Here is a 15,948-nt window from a genome sequence, read left to right as displayed (position 1 = left end):
TTTTTTTTTTTTTCAAGGCGAAAACGGCAATAGAAGTTAGGGCGGCTGCGGGGATGGAGTTCAGGCCTGCCCTACTCCCTACTCCCTTAGCTATGGATAGTATGAAAAAAAGGCGTTGCTGATTTTGGCTATGATTCTGCCCCCCTAGCCCCCCAATTTTGGGGGGAACAAGACTTTCTTGCGTCCCCCACCCCCCTAACCCCCCAATACTGCGGTGCGACCCGTGGCGAATTTAATTACGGGTCAAGCGCACCGGTGGGGGAATTAGCGGATGCTTCGCTTTTTTGCAGAGGGGGATTTAGGGGGCTTGCCCAAAACCAGACGATCCCGCATTCATACTTCAATTGAGCAACACCAGAAATATCTTTTGCTCTTGGTACTTCAATGCTCCCATGCCCTAGGGATGGTGGAGAAATTACCATTGCTTTGAGCGATCGCTGTTTCACCCAATCCATCGGGCAAGGATTGCTATTGGTGAGCATAGTTGATGGGGGATTGGGAGCTTTTTCAATGGGGATTACCTTTGGTACAACAGATTTTGGCTCTACCAGTGACGTTATCTCCTCTGCAGCTGTCTCTAATTTGATCTCCAGATAATTACCCTTATTAACAATCTTCCTATTTCCCGATCTTCCCATCTTCTTTAAAGACTCCAACTGATCAGTTGTCTCCAAGTCTTCTTGTTGTATCTCTTTGTCAGCAGGAGTGACATAGCTTTCTCTATCTTTTTCTTCTCTAGTCTTCTGCTCAGATACTCTCCTAATCTTTTTTAAAAAGACAATCTCTCCATAAGCCTTCTGATCCAATCCAGCCAGATACGTCTGCAACAGCTGCTGCAGTTTCTCCCTGGCTCGTTGGATACGTTTACGAACGGTATTGTTGGAAATATCTAGTCGTTGAGCTATCTCTTGGTAAGACAACTCCTGCTCAAAGTGCAAGATACATACGTCGCGCTGATTCTCGGGCAAATCCTCTAGAGCACTACAGATTACCTCTAATAGTTCGCTATTTTCTACAAGTTTTCCTGGGGTATCAAATTCAGTAACTAAGCTATTCTCCGCTTCCACTGCGATCGCTTCCAGGTTTTCTACTCCTATTGCCCCAGAGTAATTTTCTCGATGGCAGTCTATACAGCAGTTATGGGCAAATTTAGTCAGCCATCCCTTGAGATTGGTAATCTTTGCGGCAAATTTGGGCAATTTTTCCCAAGCCTTGAGCATAATCTCAGAAAGAGCATCTTGGGCTTGAGACCGATTACCCCCCATCCAGGTGCAGCAGCGATGGTAAAGATAGTCTTGATACTGTTCCCATAGCGGCCAAAAGGCCGAGCGGTCTCCAGTAGACAGTTTTTCCAGGAGGGGCTCCACCGAAGCAGCGGTAGATTCGTTTTCGGCATTTTCGCGCCATTGGCCATGAAAACCTTGGTTTGTTGCCTGCATAAGTCCTGTTGATCCACCGAAAACCAGTTTGACCTATTCGCCCAAGTTATACAAGTGACGTTCGTTAACTTAAGCCGTCAAGTCCAGTCAGCCCTTGAGTTAGGATTTTTGTAAATTTTATTGAAGCCTTTTCTTTATCTTTTTTTAACTTTATTTAAGGTAATAATTAATTATACCACATCCGCTGGTAATAAGCAAAATGTATTGGATGCAAGGCAAAAGGCAAAAGGCAGAAGGCAGAAGGCAAAAGGCAGAAGGAAAAAGGCAACAGTATAAAATGTAAAAGGCAAAAGGTAACAGGATAAAATGTAAAAAGATCAAAAAAAAATATCAGATAATGAAATATTATCTCTAGAGCCTATAAAAGTAGTTAAACTCCTCTCAATAAAAATTAAATTGGTATCGAATAAAGCCTGATAAAAACCTCTATTTTAGGCATCAAACTATCTTAGTTTTTTTAAAAAATAGCGCTTATGAAATCTATAATATAAGCTTTCATAAGCTCTAAAAGTAACAGAATCTTTATTTGTGACGTTTGTCAGCTAAGCACAGTCAACCCTAGAGGTCAACCATAAAACTACCTAAAAACAGCAATACTTTCAGGTCGAGATTATTAGTATTTTTTCCTTACAGTTGGGAACTCTTATAGATAAGCCTTAGGTTTATTTAAATGTTATGACCAATCTCAACAGTGTTCTTCAACGAGACCCATTTGCCGACAGCACATTAGTTGTAAACGATGAAGGGATTACGATTCGCCTGATCGACGGCAGTAGGAATAATTTAGACCAAGTCTCTTTGGGTATCCCTAATACGCCTTTGCTGCGTTTGAGTCCAATTGAGTATGAAGACGGAATCCAGTCACCGGCGGGTATCGCATTTGATGCAGAAGGCAATGCTCTGATCGGTATAGATGGCAATACCGTTACGCGCCAACCCATTCCCATATTTACCCAAGCCGAAGCAGACCGATTAAATGGATTGGGATTGAATGTCATATCCAATACAGAGGGCTTAAGCAATGTATCTGATGCGCCCTTTGTATTGCTTAACCCACCCGATCGCCCTAGTACCCGAGTGATCAGCAATGCTACCTCTAACTTAGAAGAAGGAGAGTCTGATCCCAATGGTAATGGCTTAAGCGCTTTCATTTGGGCTTTTGGTCAGTTCGTCAACCACGACACTGATTTAGCAGCGAATGGGTCAAAAGAACAGAACCAAAACCGGTTAGAATTGCTCAATTTCCCCATTGACATTCCCGCCGATGACCCTAATTTTCCACCAAACACTCCTCCCACTCAAGAAATTTCTACACAGGCAGATGGTGGCTTGGAGTTTGACTTTGAACGGGATGCGTTTTTCAGCGGTACTGGAGTCTCTGGGAGCCCAGGAAAAGCAATTAATATTGTTACCTCTTGGCTTGATCTTTCTGTAGTTTATGGGTCTACTGAAGAAGAATATCAAGCAATTCGTGCTTTTTCAGAAGGTCGCCTCAACGTCTTCTCGGATGAAACAGTTACCACTAATGACGACTTGTTACCCCTTAACATCACAGGTGCTGATGGAGAACTGATCAGTGGTAAAGGCGCTTTTATGGATGTGGGTTTTCTAGCGGGGGATACACGGGTTAACGAGAACGATAGTTTGGCATCCCAGCATACCCTCTGGATGCGTAACCATAACCGCCTTGCCCAAGAACTTTATCGGTTTCATCCTGACTGGACAGATGAGCAGATATTTCAACGCTCTCGCCAGATTAATATTGCCCAATATCAAGCTATTGTTCTCTACGAGTGGCTCCCCCTGATGGTGGGTAATGTGATCACTGACTACAGCAGCTATAACTCTAATCAAACTCCAGAAATCACTAGTGAGTTTGCTGCTGCTGGTCTTCGTGTTGGTCATACCCAAACTAATAACCGTATAGACACTATTGATGCTGATGGTAATCTCACAAGTTTGCAATTATTAAGGACATTTAGTTCACCCAATATTAATGATAGTAGCGATATAGATAATATCTTGCGCGGTGCGAGTCAAACGATTACTGAAGATGTTGATACTGATGTAGTCTTTGACCTGCGCAACGCTTTGATACCAGGTGCCATCGGATTTGACCTTTATGCTGCTAATCAGCAACGGGGACGAGATCATGGTTTGGCTGACTATAACCAAGTGCGAGGGAGTCTTGGTCTACCACGGGTAACGACTTTTGCGGAAATTACTTCAAATGCAGAGTTGGCAAATACTCTCGAAAACCTCTACCACACTGTAGAAGATATCGACTTATTGATTGGGCTGTTTGCAGAAGATACTGTTGCTGTATCCGGTGCCGGAGAAACTATTCAAGCAATGCTATGGGAGCAATACGAGCGGATACGGGATGCTGACCGCTTTTGGTTCGAGAGACCGATTGAAGATGGCGGTTTCTTTACCCAAGAGGAAATTGCAGCCATTAAGGAAGTGACGTTTGCTGATATTATCAAGCTCAACACCGAAATTACTACAATTGCAGACAATGCCTTTATAATCAGCTCCGACAACAATCCCTCCTCTGATGGACTGCTAGATTTAACCGGCTTTTCGGGACAAGCTACAGCAACTGTGACTAGAGAGGCGGATTATGACAATTTAATTGGCTTTTATCTAATTGCTGATCAACAGGGAACGATAATTGATCCAATCACGGGTCAATCTCTTACTCCTGGCCAAGACGGTTATGCAGAAGCTGCTATTAATGCCAGCGTGGCTGAATTCAAGGTAGAAGAAAACTTGACCACGGTGAATTTTGATGTTACTCTTCCGGGTGGATCTCTCCTAGCTCCCTACTTAGTTACAGATGGGGATTTGGATGATTTTGAAAATGGTGATGCTGAGGTATTCTTTGCTTTCACAGCTGCTAACAGTGATGGTATGAGGCACATCCTTGAACTTGGAAATGGCAGTGACAACACATTCACATTCGCCTTTGAAGATTTAAGTGGTAATGACAGTGAAAATAGCGATGCTCTAACAGAGCCGCTACGCGATCGCGACTTTAACGATCTAGTGATTGATCTTACTCTTTTATAATAGTTCATCTTCCAGTAGGGTGGGCAAAGTAATCTAATCATGAATACTCATTTAAACCAAACGGTTTTTGCCCACCCTACAAGCTGGCGTGAAAAAAAATCCCAATTAAAGTAGGGTGGGCAAAGTAATCTAATCATGAATACTGATTTGAACCAAACGCTTTTTGCCCACCCTACAAGCTCCCCATCTCCCTATCTCCCCATCTCCCCCTCTCCCCACCCTCCCCACACTTCCTCTAGTTATAGATTTACAACAAAAAGATGCACCACTGATCTACTGAGCAGCTAAGCTAAAACTCCTCTGTACAACAGCACCACGTTCCCCGAGGGATTTTGGTTGCTGTTGATCCACAGTATACAAAACACCTCCCGCATTCCCTGACCTCACAGTCAGTTTTTGTTTAGCAATCCAGGTTTTCTGATATCCCTTGGGTAAGGTTTCTTCCAACTCGATTTTGCCATCAACTACCACTCGTACCCAAGTTTGCTCTGTAATACTCAAGCGTACTTTAATTAATGGATTAGATGGGACAGGTTTGGGTTTGGGGGGTGGTTTAGGTTCGGGCTTAGGGGCTGGTGCTGGTTGTTCTGGTTTATCGGGGATTGTCTGGTCCTGGGCAACTGATGAGTTTTCGATCTGTCGATTAGTGATATAGGTGAACACGGTGTTGAGTAGATAAATTAGTCCACCAGCAACACTGACCAAGCTTACTATTATGATGTAAGGATAATAGGGTTGTATGCTTTTGGCTACAGTTTTAACAGTCTTGCTTTTGGCTACAATCCTAGGAATCTTTTGAGGAGAGGTTGGAGTCTGAGATTTCTCTTCTGAGGAGATATTGGTATACAAGACTAACCCACCAGACTCGGTGTTCTCGGTGTTCTCGGTTTTCTCAGTTTTCTCGGTGTTCTCGGTTTTCAAGGACAATCCAGAATTAACTGGAAACGTTTTGGCTATCCCTGGAGCATCTAGACCGAGAAACTCTGCATAGCGACGAATAAAGCCTTGAATATAAACTGGCTCGGGCAACGGCTCGGATTGCCCTGCTTCAAGGGCTTGCAATATATGCAATCGAATAAAGGTGTTGTTAGCGACTTCCTCAATAGGTATAGATTTCTCCTGCCTGACTTGGCTGAGATAGGTCCCTATTTTCTGGAGTTGCTCCTCTTGCTCTAGACTTAAGTGGCTCACCAAATCTCTCCACCCATTAATCCACGTTAACAATTTTTATACAGAAACATCGGATAGTAACATCCTCTGGGCATCTCACCATAGAACTTATCAAAACTTATCAAAACTTAACAATATAGCCAATTTGCTGATGAAATAGGAAAACTCTCTAATTCTAAGGTATGGTTTGGATTGGCATCCTCCCCCGGCAGGAACAATCCTCGCGCTGGGGGATTTCCACGTTATACCGAGTTGCATTCAAAAAGAGTAGATTGGTTGGATAAAGAGATGGGGAGATGGGGAGATGGGGAGATGGGGAGATGGGGAGATGGGTGGAAGAGGAAGTTATAAGTTTGACCGCAACTTGATATCACTGTAAGTCTTTATCCTTTCGTTGAGTTGGCTGAATGCTGTTCCCGTAGCGTCCGCGTAGCGCATATGCTTAAGAATTATCAGCTAATTTTTGGCAAGAATTTAATGCATCCTTTTGTTTGCTTTATTTGCCGTAAATTTATGCTTTAATAATGTTTTAATAAGGAAAAATTATTATGATAGAATTTGATTTCTTTTTCGGTAATATTCTGCATAGTTCTACATTTATTTATATATAAAAATCAAAAATTTATCGTTTTGATATACGGATAACAGTCTAGCAAATAAAAGACATATTATGAACATAATTTTAAATTTTAACAGTGGTTTTAACTGGCGATAGGTTTTTGATATCCTGACTTTAGTCAGGATAAAAGGAGTGGGGTATTGACAAAAGCGATACAAAGGGGATAGTATTGCGAACGTGACCAAATGCCAGACGAAAAAACTAGATATAGAACGATTAAACCAGTTGCCGAAGGAGGAAGTGGTAGAAATGCTCATGACTGCAGCGAAGTCTATAGATAGATCAGCAGCAAGCAACAATAGAAGAACTGAAAAAAGAAATAGATAAACTGCCTGTAATTAGCAGAGTTAGATCGCAAAATATCATCAAAACTGCGATCAACAGACCTACTCAGAAATAGTAAAAACAAGATACAGGAGAAAAATCTAAACGTCAACCAGGCAGACAGCAAGGACATCAAGGAAAAACCTGGAGTGGCTCTCGGTCTCGGGAACCTTTTCAGGATACTGCTAATTTATCTATCGGCTAATTTATTAAGTTAAGTAAATATTAAGTTTAGTAAAAAAAATGCTCTGCTTAGGGGTAGTCTGTGATAGAGTTTGTTGAGCAAGCTCGACCGGCTCAACTTGATAAAACTGCACTTGCTCCTTATTTGATTCCATAACCTTACGTTCTGAATCATTACATATAATTCAAGGGAGTTTTTATGCTCGCATACGGATTTATAACATTATTGAGTCTAGGTTCTGAGTACTACTTTAAATACGAGATTGATGCTCAGACTGGTTTCCAGATCTATTGGATTACAATCCCTGAGGGACTCGATAAGGAACGCTATAGCAAACAAACAATCTCCGAGTTTTTAGCAGAATCATCAGTTGCACAAATTCTCAAACCTGGAGCACCCCTTGATAAGAGCCTTTATCAAGCTAGCCTAATTTTACCCGGATTACCAGCCTCACCTTTCGATGCATTTTATACTATTGAACTAACCTACGACAGCGATTCATTTACGTTAGGAGTTCAATCGACTGATTCTTTTGGATTTAGTCCGGAAGGCTCAACTCATTTCAAAGATTTAAATCTGAGTTTTACCCAGCAACTTAATTCCGAAACCGTCACTGTCAGTGGAACAGTGACGGCGGTTTTCTCTGGTCAAGATATTGTCCTTGAGGCAGGGGTGAGCGATGGCTCTGAACTGATTTTTAATTACAATCCCAATAATCCTCAGGAAATCCCGATTCAACCCTGGGGCAATTTAGAGTTGACGACTTTTACGGTGAAACCTGGGTCAAATCCTCTTCAACCCCAGGTGCTCTACTGGTTTGGAGAAAAGTCGGGAGAATGGGTTTATGATTGCTCCTTGAGGAATACCGAAGATGCACCCGCCATCGACTTACGGATTCAAACGGAGCCAGAAACAGTGCAGTGGGGATTAGGGTCTATCGCTGTTAAAGATGGCTTGATCGAGAGTGAAAATGCGACCCTAGAAGCGGCAAACCTAAGTTCTGCTAGCAAACTGATCAAGGCATTCCAAGAGAGCAACGAAATCACTATTGCAACCTGGATTAAGCCTAGCCAAACGGGTCAACAATACCCAGCTATAGTCCTGACTCTATCCGAAGATCCTCAAAATCCCTATGTGACTCTGGCTCAAGGGGATTCAGAATGGCTAGAGGGTTATGGAAATCGGTGGTCGGGGGATTGGTACCATCACGACGAGTATAGTGTGCTATTGCGCACCAACACTAATGATAGAAACCGATATTGGCAAATCCTGACGACAAGTCCCGACACAGTAACAACCGAGCTAACCTATGTTGTCTATACCTTCTCACAGAATAACTTCGGGGATGAGAGTGATAATGCCAAGGTGTATCTCAATGGCAAGCTAGACAATTCAAAATGGATTAATAGCGATAATCAGGAGCGTCATTTTTGGAGAAATAAGAATCAGCAGAGTAATCGTGCGAAAAATAGGAATCAGAGGGGTAATCGTTGGAAAAATCGGGATGATGAGGAGGATTCTCCTTGGAAAGATCGGGATGATCAGGAGCTTAATCTTTGGACAAATGACCCTGCTGTTAAGTTAGCGTTAGCAAATGACGTTTTATTTCTCGATCGCAGGGGCAACTCCCGAAGGAATCAAGATTTCCCTTGGGAAGGGGAACTCTACGAGGTGGCAATTTATGACTCCGCCCTGACACCAGAGGCGATTTACCAGCGCTACTACCCCACTATTGAAATTTTGGGCAACCTGACGCTGACTAATATGCCCACTCCTTTGAACCAACCCCTAACTGCTCAACTGACTTTGGAGGGTATGCCGGATGTAGAGCATTATTCAGAGTCTAAGCTCAATCTTAAGGTTGACACCTCTGAAATCCGGGAAGTTACCCCTGAGTTTGACTTCACCAAGATTGCCCTGGAATGGCAATCAGAACCTGGAACCTCCCCAACCTGGTACTTTAAGTGGGGACAAGTGGATAGCACGTTATGGAAAACGTCAATTCCCTTTACGGCAGTTCAAGCGGATGCGCCGGGTAAACTTGCCCTCAATTCACCGGAATTCGACCTTCAAATCGGATTAGGACAAATTAATACCCTAGAGGGGTTGTGTCTATTCCTGAAACCAGATAGCACGGGGGAGATATGGCAGATGTCTTCCATCACCTCTGTGTCTGAACTGGAACTCCCCCAATTAAGGGATTATCGCCCATTTGATTGGACGGTAGATTTCAAGCTACTGTTTGCTCGTCACAATCAACAACGGAGTCAATTTGACCCCCTGGGGATTGAAGATGGAAAAGTCGTTCTCAAGGGCAATTGGTTGGGAGAAAACCTTGTACTCTATGGCTGGTGGCGCAATGAGCAGTTTGTCCTGGAAGGGCAAAGAACTTTGAGTCTACCGTTTCAAGTTACTTTAGGTCCAATCTTTGAACCCGGTACCTCCCACAAGATTATCGACCAGGTAGCGATCGCTTCCGTGATGAACGCCACTGTAATCCTGGAACTGACTGAGTTAGGCTTTTTGGCAAAAGTCTCTGGAACCTTTGATTGGACAGATCAAGCAGGGACGGTAAACACCTTTACCGTGCCGGAGTTTACCCTAGTCCGCCCACCGCTGACTCCCAATCACATCCTGGAAGCGATTTTGGCAAGGTTAAATTCCGAAGTAGATGTGATCTTTGCACAACAGTTTCGCCATCAAGCGGACTACTACTTTACGGTGGTGGAGCAAAAACCTGTTATTTATTTGGGCAAACCCAACGACCCTGCTGCGATTACCCAAACTACAACATTGCCCCAGTTATTCAACACTGCTGCGGATTCCAATAATATCTCCAGCACCGCAGGCATCTTTACCCTGACAGAAAATGCCGATCAAAGCTGTACCCTGACCATAACTCCTCCGGAAAGCAGTGACAATTGGCTAGATCAACTTAAGACCGATTACGACAACTTTATTACTCAACTAGATACCAACAGTAATCTGATTCCTGGTACCCTCACCTTGGTCAAAACCCGGATTGCTGAACGGATGCCGTTGTTGGTTGAGGAAATTCTCTACTACTACTACGGCTTGGATAGCGTTAATGGCTACGTGGATTTGCAAGCTGGAATGCGGTTACGGGTCGATTACCAAAACTATCAGTTCGTTCATCCAGCCCAATCTACGGCTAATTCAGGGTTTGTGGGCAGTGGCACGTCTTACTATAGCCTCAACAGTTATCGGGATGGCACTAACCTAATGATTAATTTTGATGGGTTTTTGTCCCAAATCCAGCCCTATGTCACCACAGATATTGCTACGGTAGGGGCTGGAAGTAGTCTGGATACCTTTAAAGTTGGCTATCAAAAACCCTACTTGCGGCTAGTTTATCCTAGTTTGGCAGCTCCTTCTGCAGGTTCCTTAGATCCCGGACAAGCTGCAACCATTATGGGGGCAACAACAGTAACAGACCTGGATAAAAATACAAACGTTGCCAGCTTTTATTTCCGAGGACGAGCAACAGTGATTCCAGAAATTACGGTGGTGCTACAGGAACAACCGGTATTTGTTCCGGTGGGAACGACTTTACGACAACTGATGGAGCAACGTGTCAGTATTCCGTCAGTATCCCTGGGAGAATCCCTACTGAACTCTACCGGAAAACCGAGGTTGAGTCGCCTTTTACACGAAGGAGTGTCTAACGAACCTAGCTATCGGTTTATCTACCTGGACCTAGATAGTCCGGTGCTTGATTTGCCTCTGGTCAAAGGCGATCGCATTGTCCTGTAGGGGGTGAGCAGATGACTACCTTTACCCAATCAACAGCACAGGCGCTCTACTTTTTATCTGAATCCGTTAACCCTACCCTGCCCTATAGCATTGGGTTTTGGGTGAATGGGGGAGCGATAGCAGATTCCCAAACTGTTTCCCTGGAAGAAACTTGGACAATAAAGACGGGAATATATCTATTTATCAAAGCTGCTCCAGAGGGGAATAATGCCATAGATCCTTCGGTATTGAGTGACCGCATTGCTGAATTTCTGATTACACCTTCGGTACGCAATACTCGGTTTTTGTGGATTGATAACCCAGAGGAGTTAGTCTCTCGCTGGCGATTTCATGCCCTAACCCTGTCTCCAACAGATACCGTAGAGCGACTGACCTTTTTTAATTTCCGCAACTATGAATTAGCGATCGCTAGTGGTGTAGTTTGTCAGTTGAATGGAACTAAAGACGGGTTTGTGTTTGCCCTGGATCCGTCTGTACACAACCTCCCTAACACCGGGACTGAATCACCGGAAACTGAATTACCGAAAACTGACCCGTTTTATTTGTCCACAGGTTATGGTGCTCATCAACTCAAAGGTATTGAGGTCAATGAAGCAGGGGAAGCGATCGCATTACCCTTTAGTGGAGAGTTGGCCGGTTGCCTGAGCTTTGCCCTGACCTTGCAAAACCGATCTCCTGGCACCGCCTCCTTTGAGGAACTGGTCTATCTGGATGTTACCCTGCGGATGTTTTTCAAATCCGCAAACTCCTTACTAGACCCGAGTGACCCCTTGTCTGGTTTTGCAGGATTGAATAGCGACCAGGAATTCCTGATTTCTAGCCATCGATATCCTTTTCTGGGGGAAGATAGGGATGCTGCTTCCCATTATTCTAAGCAGGGGGATGGTAGCCAAAATCTGACCTTATATAGCGCCCTAGATCCCCTCCAACCATTGAATGGCGATCGCACTTACTTTGCCTTTGTAGAGCCAGGAAACTCTACTATTTCGGATTTATCCTTGCCTTCTTGTTATCGCACCAATTTGGGATATTCCATCCATGTCACTCCCCATGGTCATGGGGACAGTCGGCTAATCTTTGCAGAGCGTCCAGGGCAGAATTCTAGCATCTTTGGTTCACCCTTGTATCTAGTCCCCCAAGGGAAATATACTCTCTCGGTTCCCAATTACGAGAGTACCCCTATCCCCAGTGGAAAGGACTTTTCGATACGAGATGAAGATAACTTCTTGTGTGGATTAGCGGGGATTGAATACATTCAACTGTCGAGTCAACAGGTTAATATTCTGCATCTGGAAGCTGGAAAACCGACCTTTGCGCCGGATTTCGTTCCTGAGCAAATTGTAGATACCAATGAAGCTGGGCAGCGTCTAGAATCGGGAACAACTACAGCTTGGGGATATATTGAATATGACCAAGTAACGAATTTACCGGTCTATTTTTCCCAACCCAAGCAGTCCTTGCTGTATCGAGCATCAACGTTTCAGGATGGAAACCAAGACCCAACTGATGATCCCCTCAGGTTTTTGGAGGTTCCCTTTACAGGACTGCCAAGGGGAGAGTATTTACCCTTGTTTCCCTATGGTGGAGTAAGTGGAACCCTGGCTCACTATCAGCAAATGGAGGAACAAATCCTCAATCCCCAGCGCCGCCAAAAAATTAGAATTGTTGCTGAAACAGACACTACTCAACTTAGCGGTGAACCTCAAGGAATACTAGGGGGGATAGGGACATCTAGTCCGCAAGCATTCAGTGCCTTGAGTAGATCAGCTACCCCTGAAGCTGAGGCCATGGCTGCTGCTGCTACTAGCTCAACAGCCGAAACCATCACCGGTACAACTCCCCAAGGATTGCTGGCAACCTATTCCTCTGATTATCAAACCCTCAATAGCCTATTACTGGCGAAGGATACCGAAAAGAAGGATGTGAGTTTGCAGGACCTAGAACGGGGTTCATCCCTCCGTTCAGCTTTCCAGTCCAGTCAGATGTTCCTGGTGATAACTGACCCGAGTTCCCTCAAAACCTTTGATACCAATGAACCTCCTCAAGTTATCAAAGAGCATTTTCAGAATAATCAACTGACTATTCAAGGGTGGACCTTTGATCTCAATCCAGACAATTGGCGACAGGGCACAGGGGATACTGATACGGTCTTACTGTTTAAGTTCCTAGATAAGCCCCTGATTGATATTCTCAAGGATACCGCCCTGTGGGAACAACCGGAGGTATTTGTCGGGACGGCAACGGATGCCGAGGAACGGGTCAAAGAGATTAAAGCAGTGCGCGATCGCTTAGTGACATTCTTTGAAAATGCGATTGCAACCGCCAACGACCCCAATGCTGCTGAAAAAGACCGGGATAATGCTGCCCCTCTAGCCCGGGTTGGCAGCAGCACCTTTTGGTCAGGGATGATCGCGTTAAATGTTAAGCTCCCGGTCGGGACAGGAATGCCTCCAGACTTGAAAGCCCTAGAATGTGGCATACAAGACCGGGATAATTTCTACGCTCAGTATGTTGGAAGTAACGGCACCCCGATTTTGCCCCAAAATGGGCAATTGGTAGCGGAACAGTCTTCTTTGTTTGGATTGCTGGACTATGAAGACAACTCCGTGCCAGAAACTGGTCCATCGGGCTATGCCTTCCAGGTGGCCAACTTACGGGTGCAGTTCCAAAATTCTCAAATTACCGCATTTTCCAGTGAAGTCAATCTTACCCTAGATAAACTCTTTGACGAAGCCACCCAATTACTCAATAGCCGCTCAGGACGGAATATCGTCATTCTCCAGGGCTTTACGGAAGAACACAATGGGGTGATTACCTATGGCTTTAGCTTTAGCGGCGAGAACTATTTTGCCCTACCCGATAGTCATATTCTCAATAATGTTGACATCGTTAAGGCCACTTTTTCCACAGATCCCCCAGGCAATGATACTACACTCACCATTGGACGATTTACCCTCTGGGGCCGTCTCAATTTCCGTGACCTAGAGGCCTTTGATGGATTATCCTTTGGGTCAGATACTTCCCTGTCCGATGAAGTGTTAACTGCCAGCAACCTGGTCAACCGCAGTGCCCGTGCCCTGGAAGACGATTATCAGGTAGGGATTGATACTCTCAATCAAGCATCAGCGGAGTTGCAGCAAAAACTGGATGAGCTAGCTAATAACGAACAATTCCTCCAGTTTTCAAAGCTGAGTATTGTGATGAACTGCAAGCATACCAATGGTACCCAGGATATCACCTTTAGTGTGGATCCCAGCCAAATTGCCTTTGATTTCGCTCGCAGTAAAGCCCGCCCCCATAGTCTCTACAGCAAATTTCCCCTCAAGCTGACTAACTTCGTTTATCTCGACCCTGCTCAACCCGATAACAAGCCTAAAGGGTATCTTACGGTTAAAACTCCCTTGGGCAGTGGTTCTATGCCCAACAGTGGCTTTGGTTTTAACTTCGAGTTTAATTTGGGCAGTTTGGGGGCATTGTCGGGATCGGCTCAGTTTGTGGTTAATCTGTTGATTATCTGGGAACCGAATCAGGATGGTTCCCAGGAGGGAGCAACAACCTTTGTGGGATTGAGGCTACCGGGAATTGGTGGGGATGTACTGGGTTTTCCTCTCCAAAGTGTACTGAAGCTGTCCTTCAAGACGGTGGAATTACTAGTTGATTCGACTAGCGCTTCTGGTACAGCTTACTTGTTAAAAATCAAGAAGGTTGCTCTTAAGTTTTTTGTCCTCTCATTTCCCCCCAATGGACAAACCGAAATTGTTATCTTTGGCAATCCTGATGCCACTGATAGTAATGATGCCGTTGGTTGGTATGCTGCTTATGCTAAATAACTACAGCTATCTGGTGGTGCGTCCCCCACCAAAGGTTAATGTCCAACTATTAAAAGCAACGTCAGCTATCAGCTATCAGCTATCAGCTATCAGCTATCAGCTATCAGCTTATAGGTTAGGTCACAGGCTAGAAGCCTGTGCCACGCTAGTTGGCTTTTGAATAAAATAAGCTGACGGCTGACGGCTGACGGCTGACGGCTTACAAAGCCACTAACCAATAGGTTTAATTTAATTTAGATAAACAGGAGATACGATGGCAGAGCAGAAAATCCCCAATTATCAAGATATTAACGATATCCCAACCTTTATGGAGGAAGTACAGAATACCTATAGCATTACTGAAGAATTGCCCATCACCTTATCTGACAATCATCCATTATCTGATATGTGGGCAAAACCAATTACTGTTACGGAAGGTACATCACCGGATCCTTGTTATACGGCTACTGGATCAATTGATGATCAGTTTCCCTTCAATTTTGCCGAGGATTTTCCCTTTGATATTAAAGATTTTAGTTTCCTAACCAACCAAGACGTTGCTCCTGAACTAGCAATGAAGTTGAAGATTGATGTCTTCCAACCTATCCCGGAACCTGAAGATAGGAGGGGGATTAAAGTCACCGTATTTTCGGTACCTCAATCCGATGATTATCCCAATGGTGTGATTGTTAAAAAAGGGTTAACCTTCGTAGACGAAAATGGAAATCCTGTGGCTGATGATAATCTATCAACAACAAAGATTCCAGAAGAATCAGTAGTTCCCCCGGAAGCTGAAGTTAAGCTCGATCAACTATAAACCAATCGAACTTTTATAAGTTATACTTGGTAAGTAATAGTGTTTTAATTTTACTGACATTTTTTGATTTTATTAGATTGAACAAGGAGCGAAAAAATGGCAGAGACTAAAGTATTTTTTGGTGTTTCTCTAGAACTGGCTGGAAAGACAATTTCCTTAGAACCTAAAAATGCTATTAATGAAATTAAAGAAAAGGGAATTGAAGTTGAACTTCCGGCAGGGGAGAGAGTCTATTTAGGGACAGTAGGTACCTCTCTTGGTAGTATTATCGGGACTCTAGGTGTCGAGGCTGATTTTATAGTGACCGCAGACGAGGCTGCCCAATCAGGTGGCACACTGAAAGAAGGAGCGATCGATCCGGATGTCTTGCCCGATATAACTGTCTTACAGAATGCTGCTAATCTCCTTCTAGAAGCAGGTTTATATGTGGATGAATTTCATGTCAGAATACCCGGTGCTGCCACAAATGGAACAGTAGCCAAAGACAAGACAGCTTACACTGTTGGACTATCAGCAGAATGGCAAGATGATGCCGGTAAATTAATTGATGGATTAGACCTCAAATTAAGGGGGATCTATTTCAAAGTTAGTAATGAAGAATAGCGATCAGCTTATGCGCTACGCGCACGCTACGCGAACAGTTATCAGCTATCAGCGGTCAGCTATCAGCTTTTGAATATTTCATCTGAATTATAGCAATTATATATCCCATAAGGTACAAAGAGATCCCCCTAAATCCC

9 protein-coding genes are annotated in these 15,948 nt (G+C 44.1%); 7 read left to right on the top strand and 2 right to left on the bottom strand.

All coding sequences use genetic code 11. From position 1 onward, the window contains the following. Positions 1-236: 236 nt before the first annotated feature. On the bottom strand, positions 237-1,439 hold the full coding sequence (locus F6J94_RS07045) for an RNA polymerase sigma factor (RefSeq protein WP_293038520.1): 1,203 nt from the start codon (positions 1,437-1,439) through the stop codon (positions 237-239). 675 nt (positions 1,440-2,114) lie between these two features. Between F6J94_RS07045 and F6J94_RS07040 the strand changes: the two genes are divergently transcribed. After that, positions 2,115-4,511: a peroxidase family protein gene (locus tag F6J94_RS07040; protein ID WP_293038514.1), complete on the top strand. Its 2,397-nt coding sequence runs from the start codon at positions 2,115-2,117 to the stop codon at positions 4,509-4,511. A gap of 273 nt (positions 4,512-4,784) precedes the next feature. On the opposite strand, the gene F6J94_RS07035 is transcribed toward F6J94_RS07040, so the two are convergent. Next, entirely contained in the window at positions 4,785-5,702 is a 918-nt protein-coding gene (locus tag F6J94_RS07035; protein ID WP_293038509.1) for a helix-turn-helix domain-containing protein, read from the bottom strand. Positions 5,703-5,873: 171 nt separating this feature from the next. On the opposite strand from F6J94_RS07035, the gene F6J94_RS07030 reads away from it, so the two are divergent. From F6J94_RS07030 to F6J94_RS07005, 6 genes are all read left to right on the top strand, one after another. Further along, positions 5,874-6,032, top strand: coding sequence for a hypothetical protein (locus tag F6J94_RS07030; protein WP_293038504.1), 159 nt, complete (start codon positions 5,874-5,876; stop codon positions 6,030-6,032). Positions 6,033-7,006: 974 nt separating this feature from the next. After that, entirely contained in the window at positions 7,007-10,582 is a 3,576-nt protein-coding gene (locus tag F6J94_RS07025; protein WP_293038500.1) for a LamG domain-containing protein, read from the top strand. 11 nt (positions 10,583-10,593) lie between these two features. Further along, a complete protein-coding gene (locus F6J94_RS07020; RefSeq protein ID WP_293038497.1) occupies positions 10,594-14,412 on the top strand; it encodes a hypothetical protein in 3,819 nt (1,272 codons plus the stop codon). Then, positions 14,402-14,572: a hypothetical protein gene (locus F6J94_RS07015; protein ID WP_293023102.1), complete on the top strand. Its 171-nt coding sequence runs from the start codon at positions 14,402-14,404 to the stop codon at positions 14,570-14,572. The genes F6J94_RS07020 and F6J94_RS07015 overlap by 11 nt, the downstream gene beginning before the upstream one ends. Positions 14,573-14,665: 93 nt before the next feature. Further along, positions 14,666-15,208, top strand: coding sequence for a hypothetical protein (locus tag F6J94_RS07010; protein ID WP_293038494.1), 543 nt, complete (start codon positions 14,666-14,668; stop codon positions 15,206-15,208). A 96-nt stretch (positions 15,209-15,304) separates the two neighbouring features. After that, the gene (locus F6J94_RS07005; RefSeq protein WP_293038491.1) at positions 15,305-15,811 is read left to right on the top strand and encodes a hypothetical protein; all 507 of its coding nucleotides are present in this window, start codon (positions 15,305-15,307) and stop codon (positions 15,809-15,811) included. Positions 15,812-15,948: the final 137 nt, after the last annotated feature.

It is taken from the genome of Moorena sp. SIO1F2 (genome assembly GCF_010672755.1).
In the GTDB taxonomy this organism is placed as follows: domain Bacteria; phylum Cyanobacteriota; class Cyanobacteriia; order Cyanobacteriales; family Coleofasciculaceae; genus Moorena.
Note: the sequence above shows the minus strand (reverse complement) of the source record. Positions and strands in the feature narration are given on the sequence as shown.

What these genes read in the sequence shown, in the direction of transcription:
- F6J94_RS07045 (WP_293038520.1), bottom strand. Translation starts at nt 1,439, where the DNA reads ATGCAGGCAACAAACCAAGGTTTTCATGGCCAATGGCGCGAAAATGCC.
- F6J94_RS07040 (WP_293038514.1), top strand. Translation starts at nt 2,115, where the DNA reads ATGACCAATCTCAACAGTGTTCTTCAACGAGACCCATTTGCCGACAGC.
- F6J94_RS07025 (WP_293038500.1), top strand. Translation starts at nt 7,007, where the DNA reads ATGCTCGCATACGGATTTATAACATTATTGAGTCTAGGTTCTGAGTAC.
- F6J94_RS07020 (WP_293038497.1), top strand. Translation starts at nt 10,594, where the DNA reads ATGACTACCTTTACCCAATCAACAGCACAGGCGCTCTACTTTTTATCT.
- F6J94_RS07015 (WP_293023102.1), top strand. Translation starts at nt 14,402, where the DNA reads ATGCTAAATAACTACAGCTATCTGGTGGTGCGTCCCCCACCAAAGGTT.
- F6J94_RS07010 (WP_293038494.1), top strand. Translation starts at nt 14,666, where the DNA reads ATGGCAGAGCAGAAAATCCCCAATTATCAAGATATTAACGATATCCCA.
- F6J94_RS07005 (WP_293038491.1), top strand. Translation starts at nt 15,305, where the DNA reads ATGGCAGAGACTAAAGTATTTTTTGGTGTTTCTCTAGAACTGGCTGGA.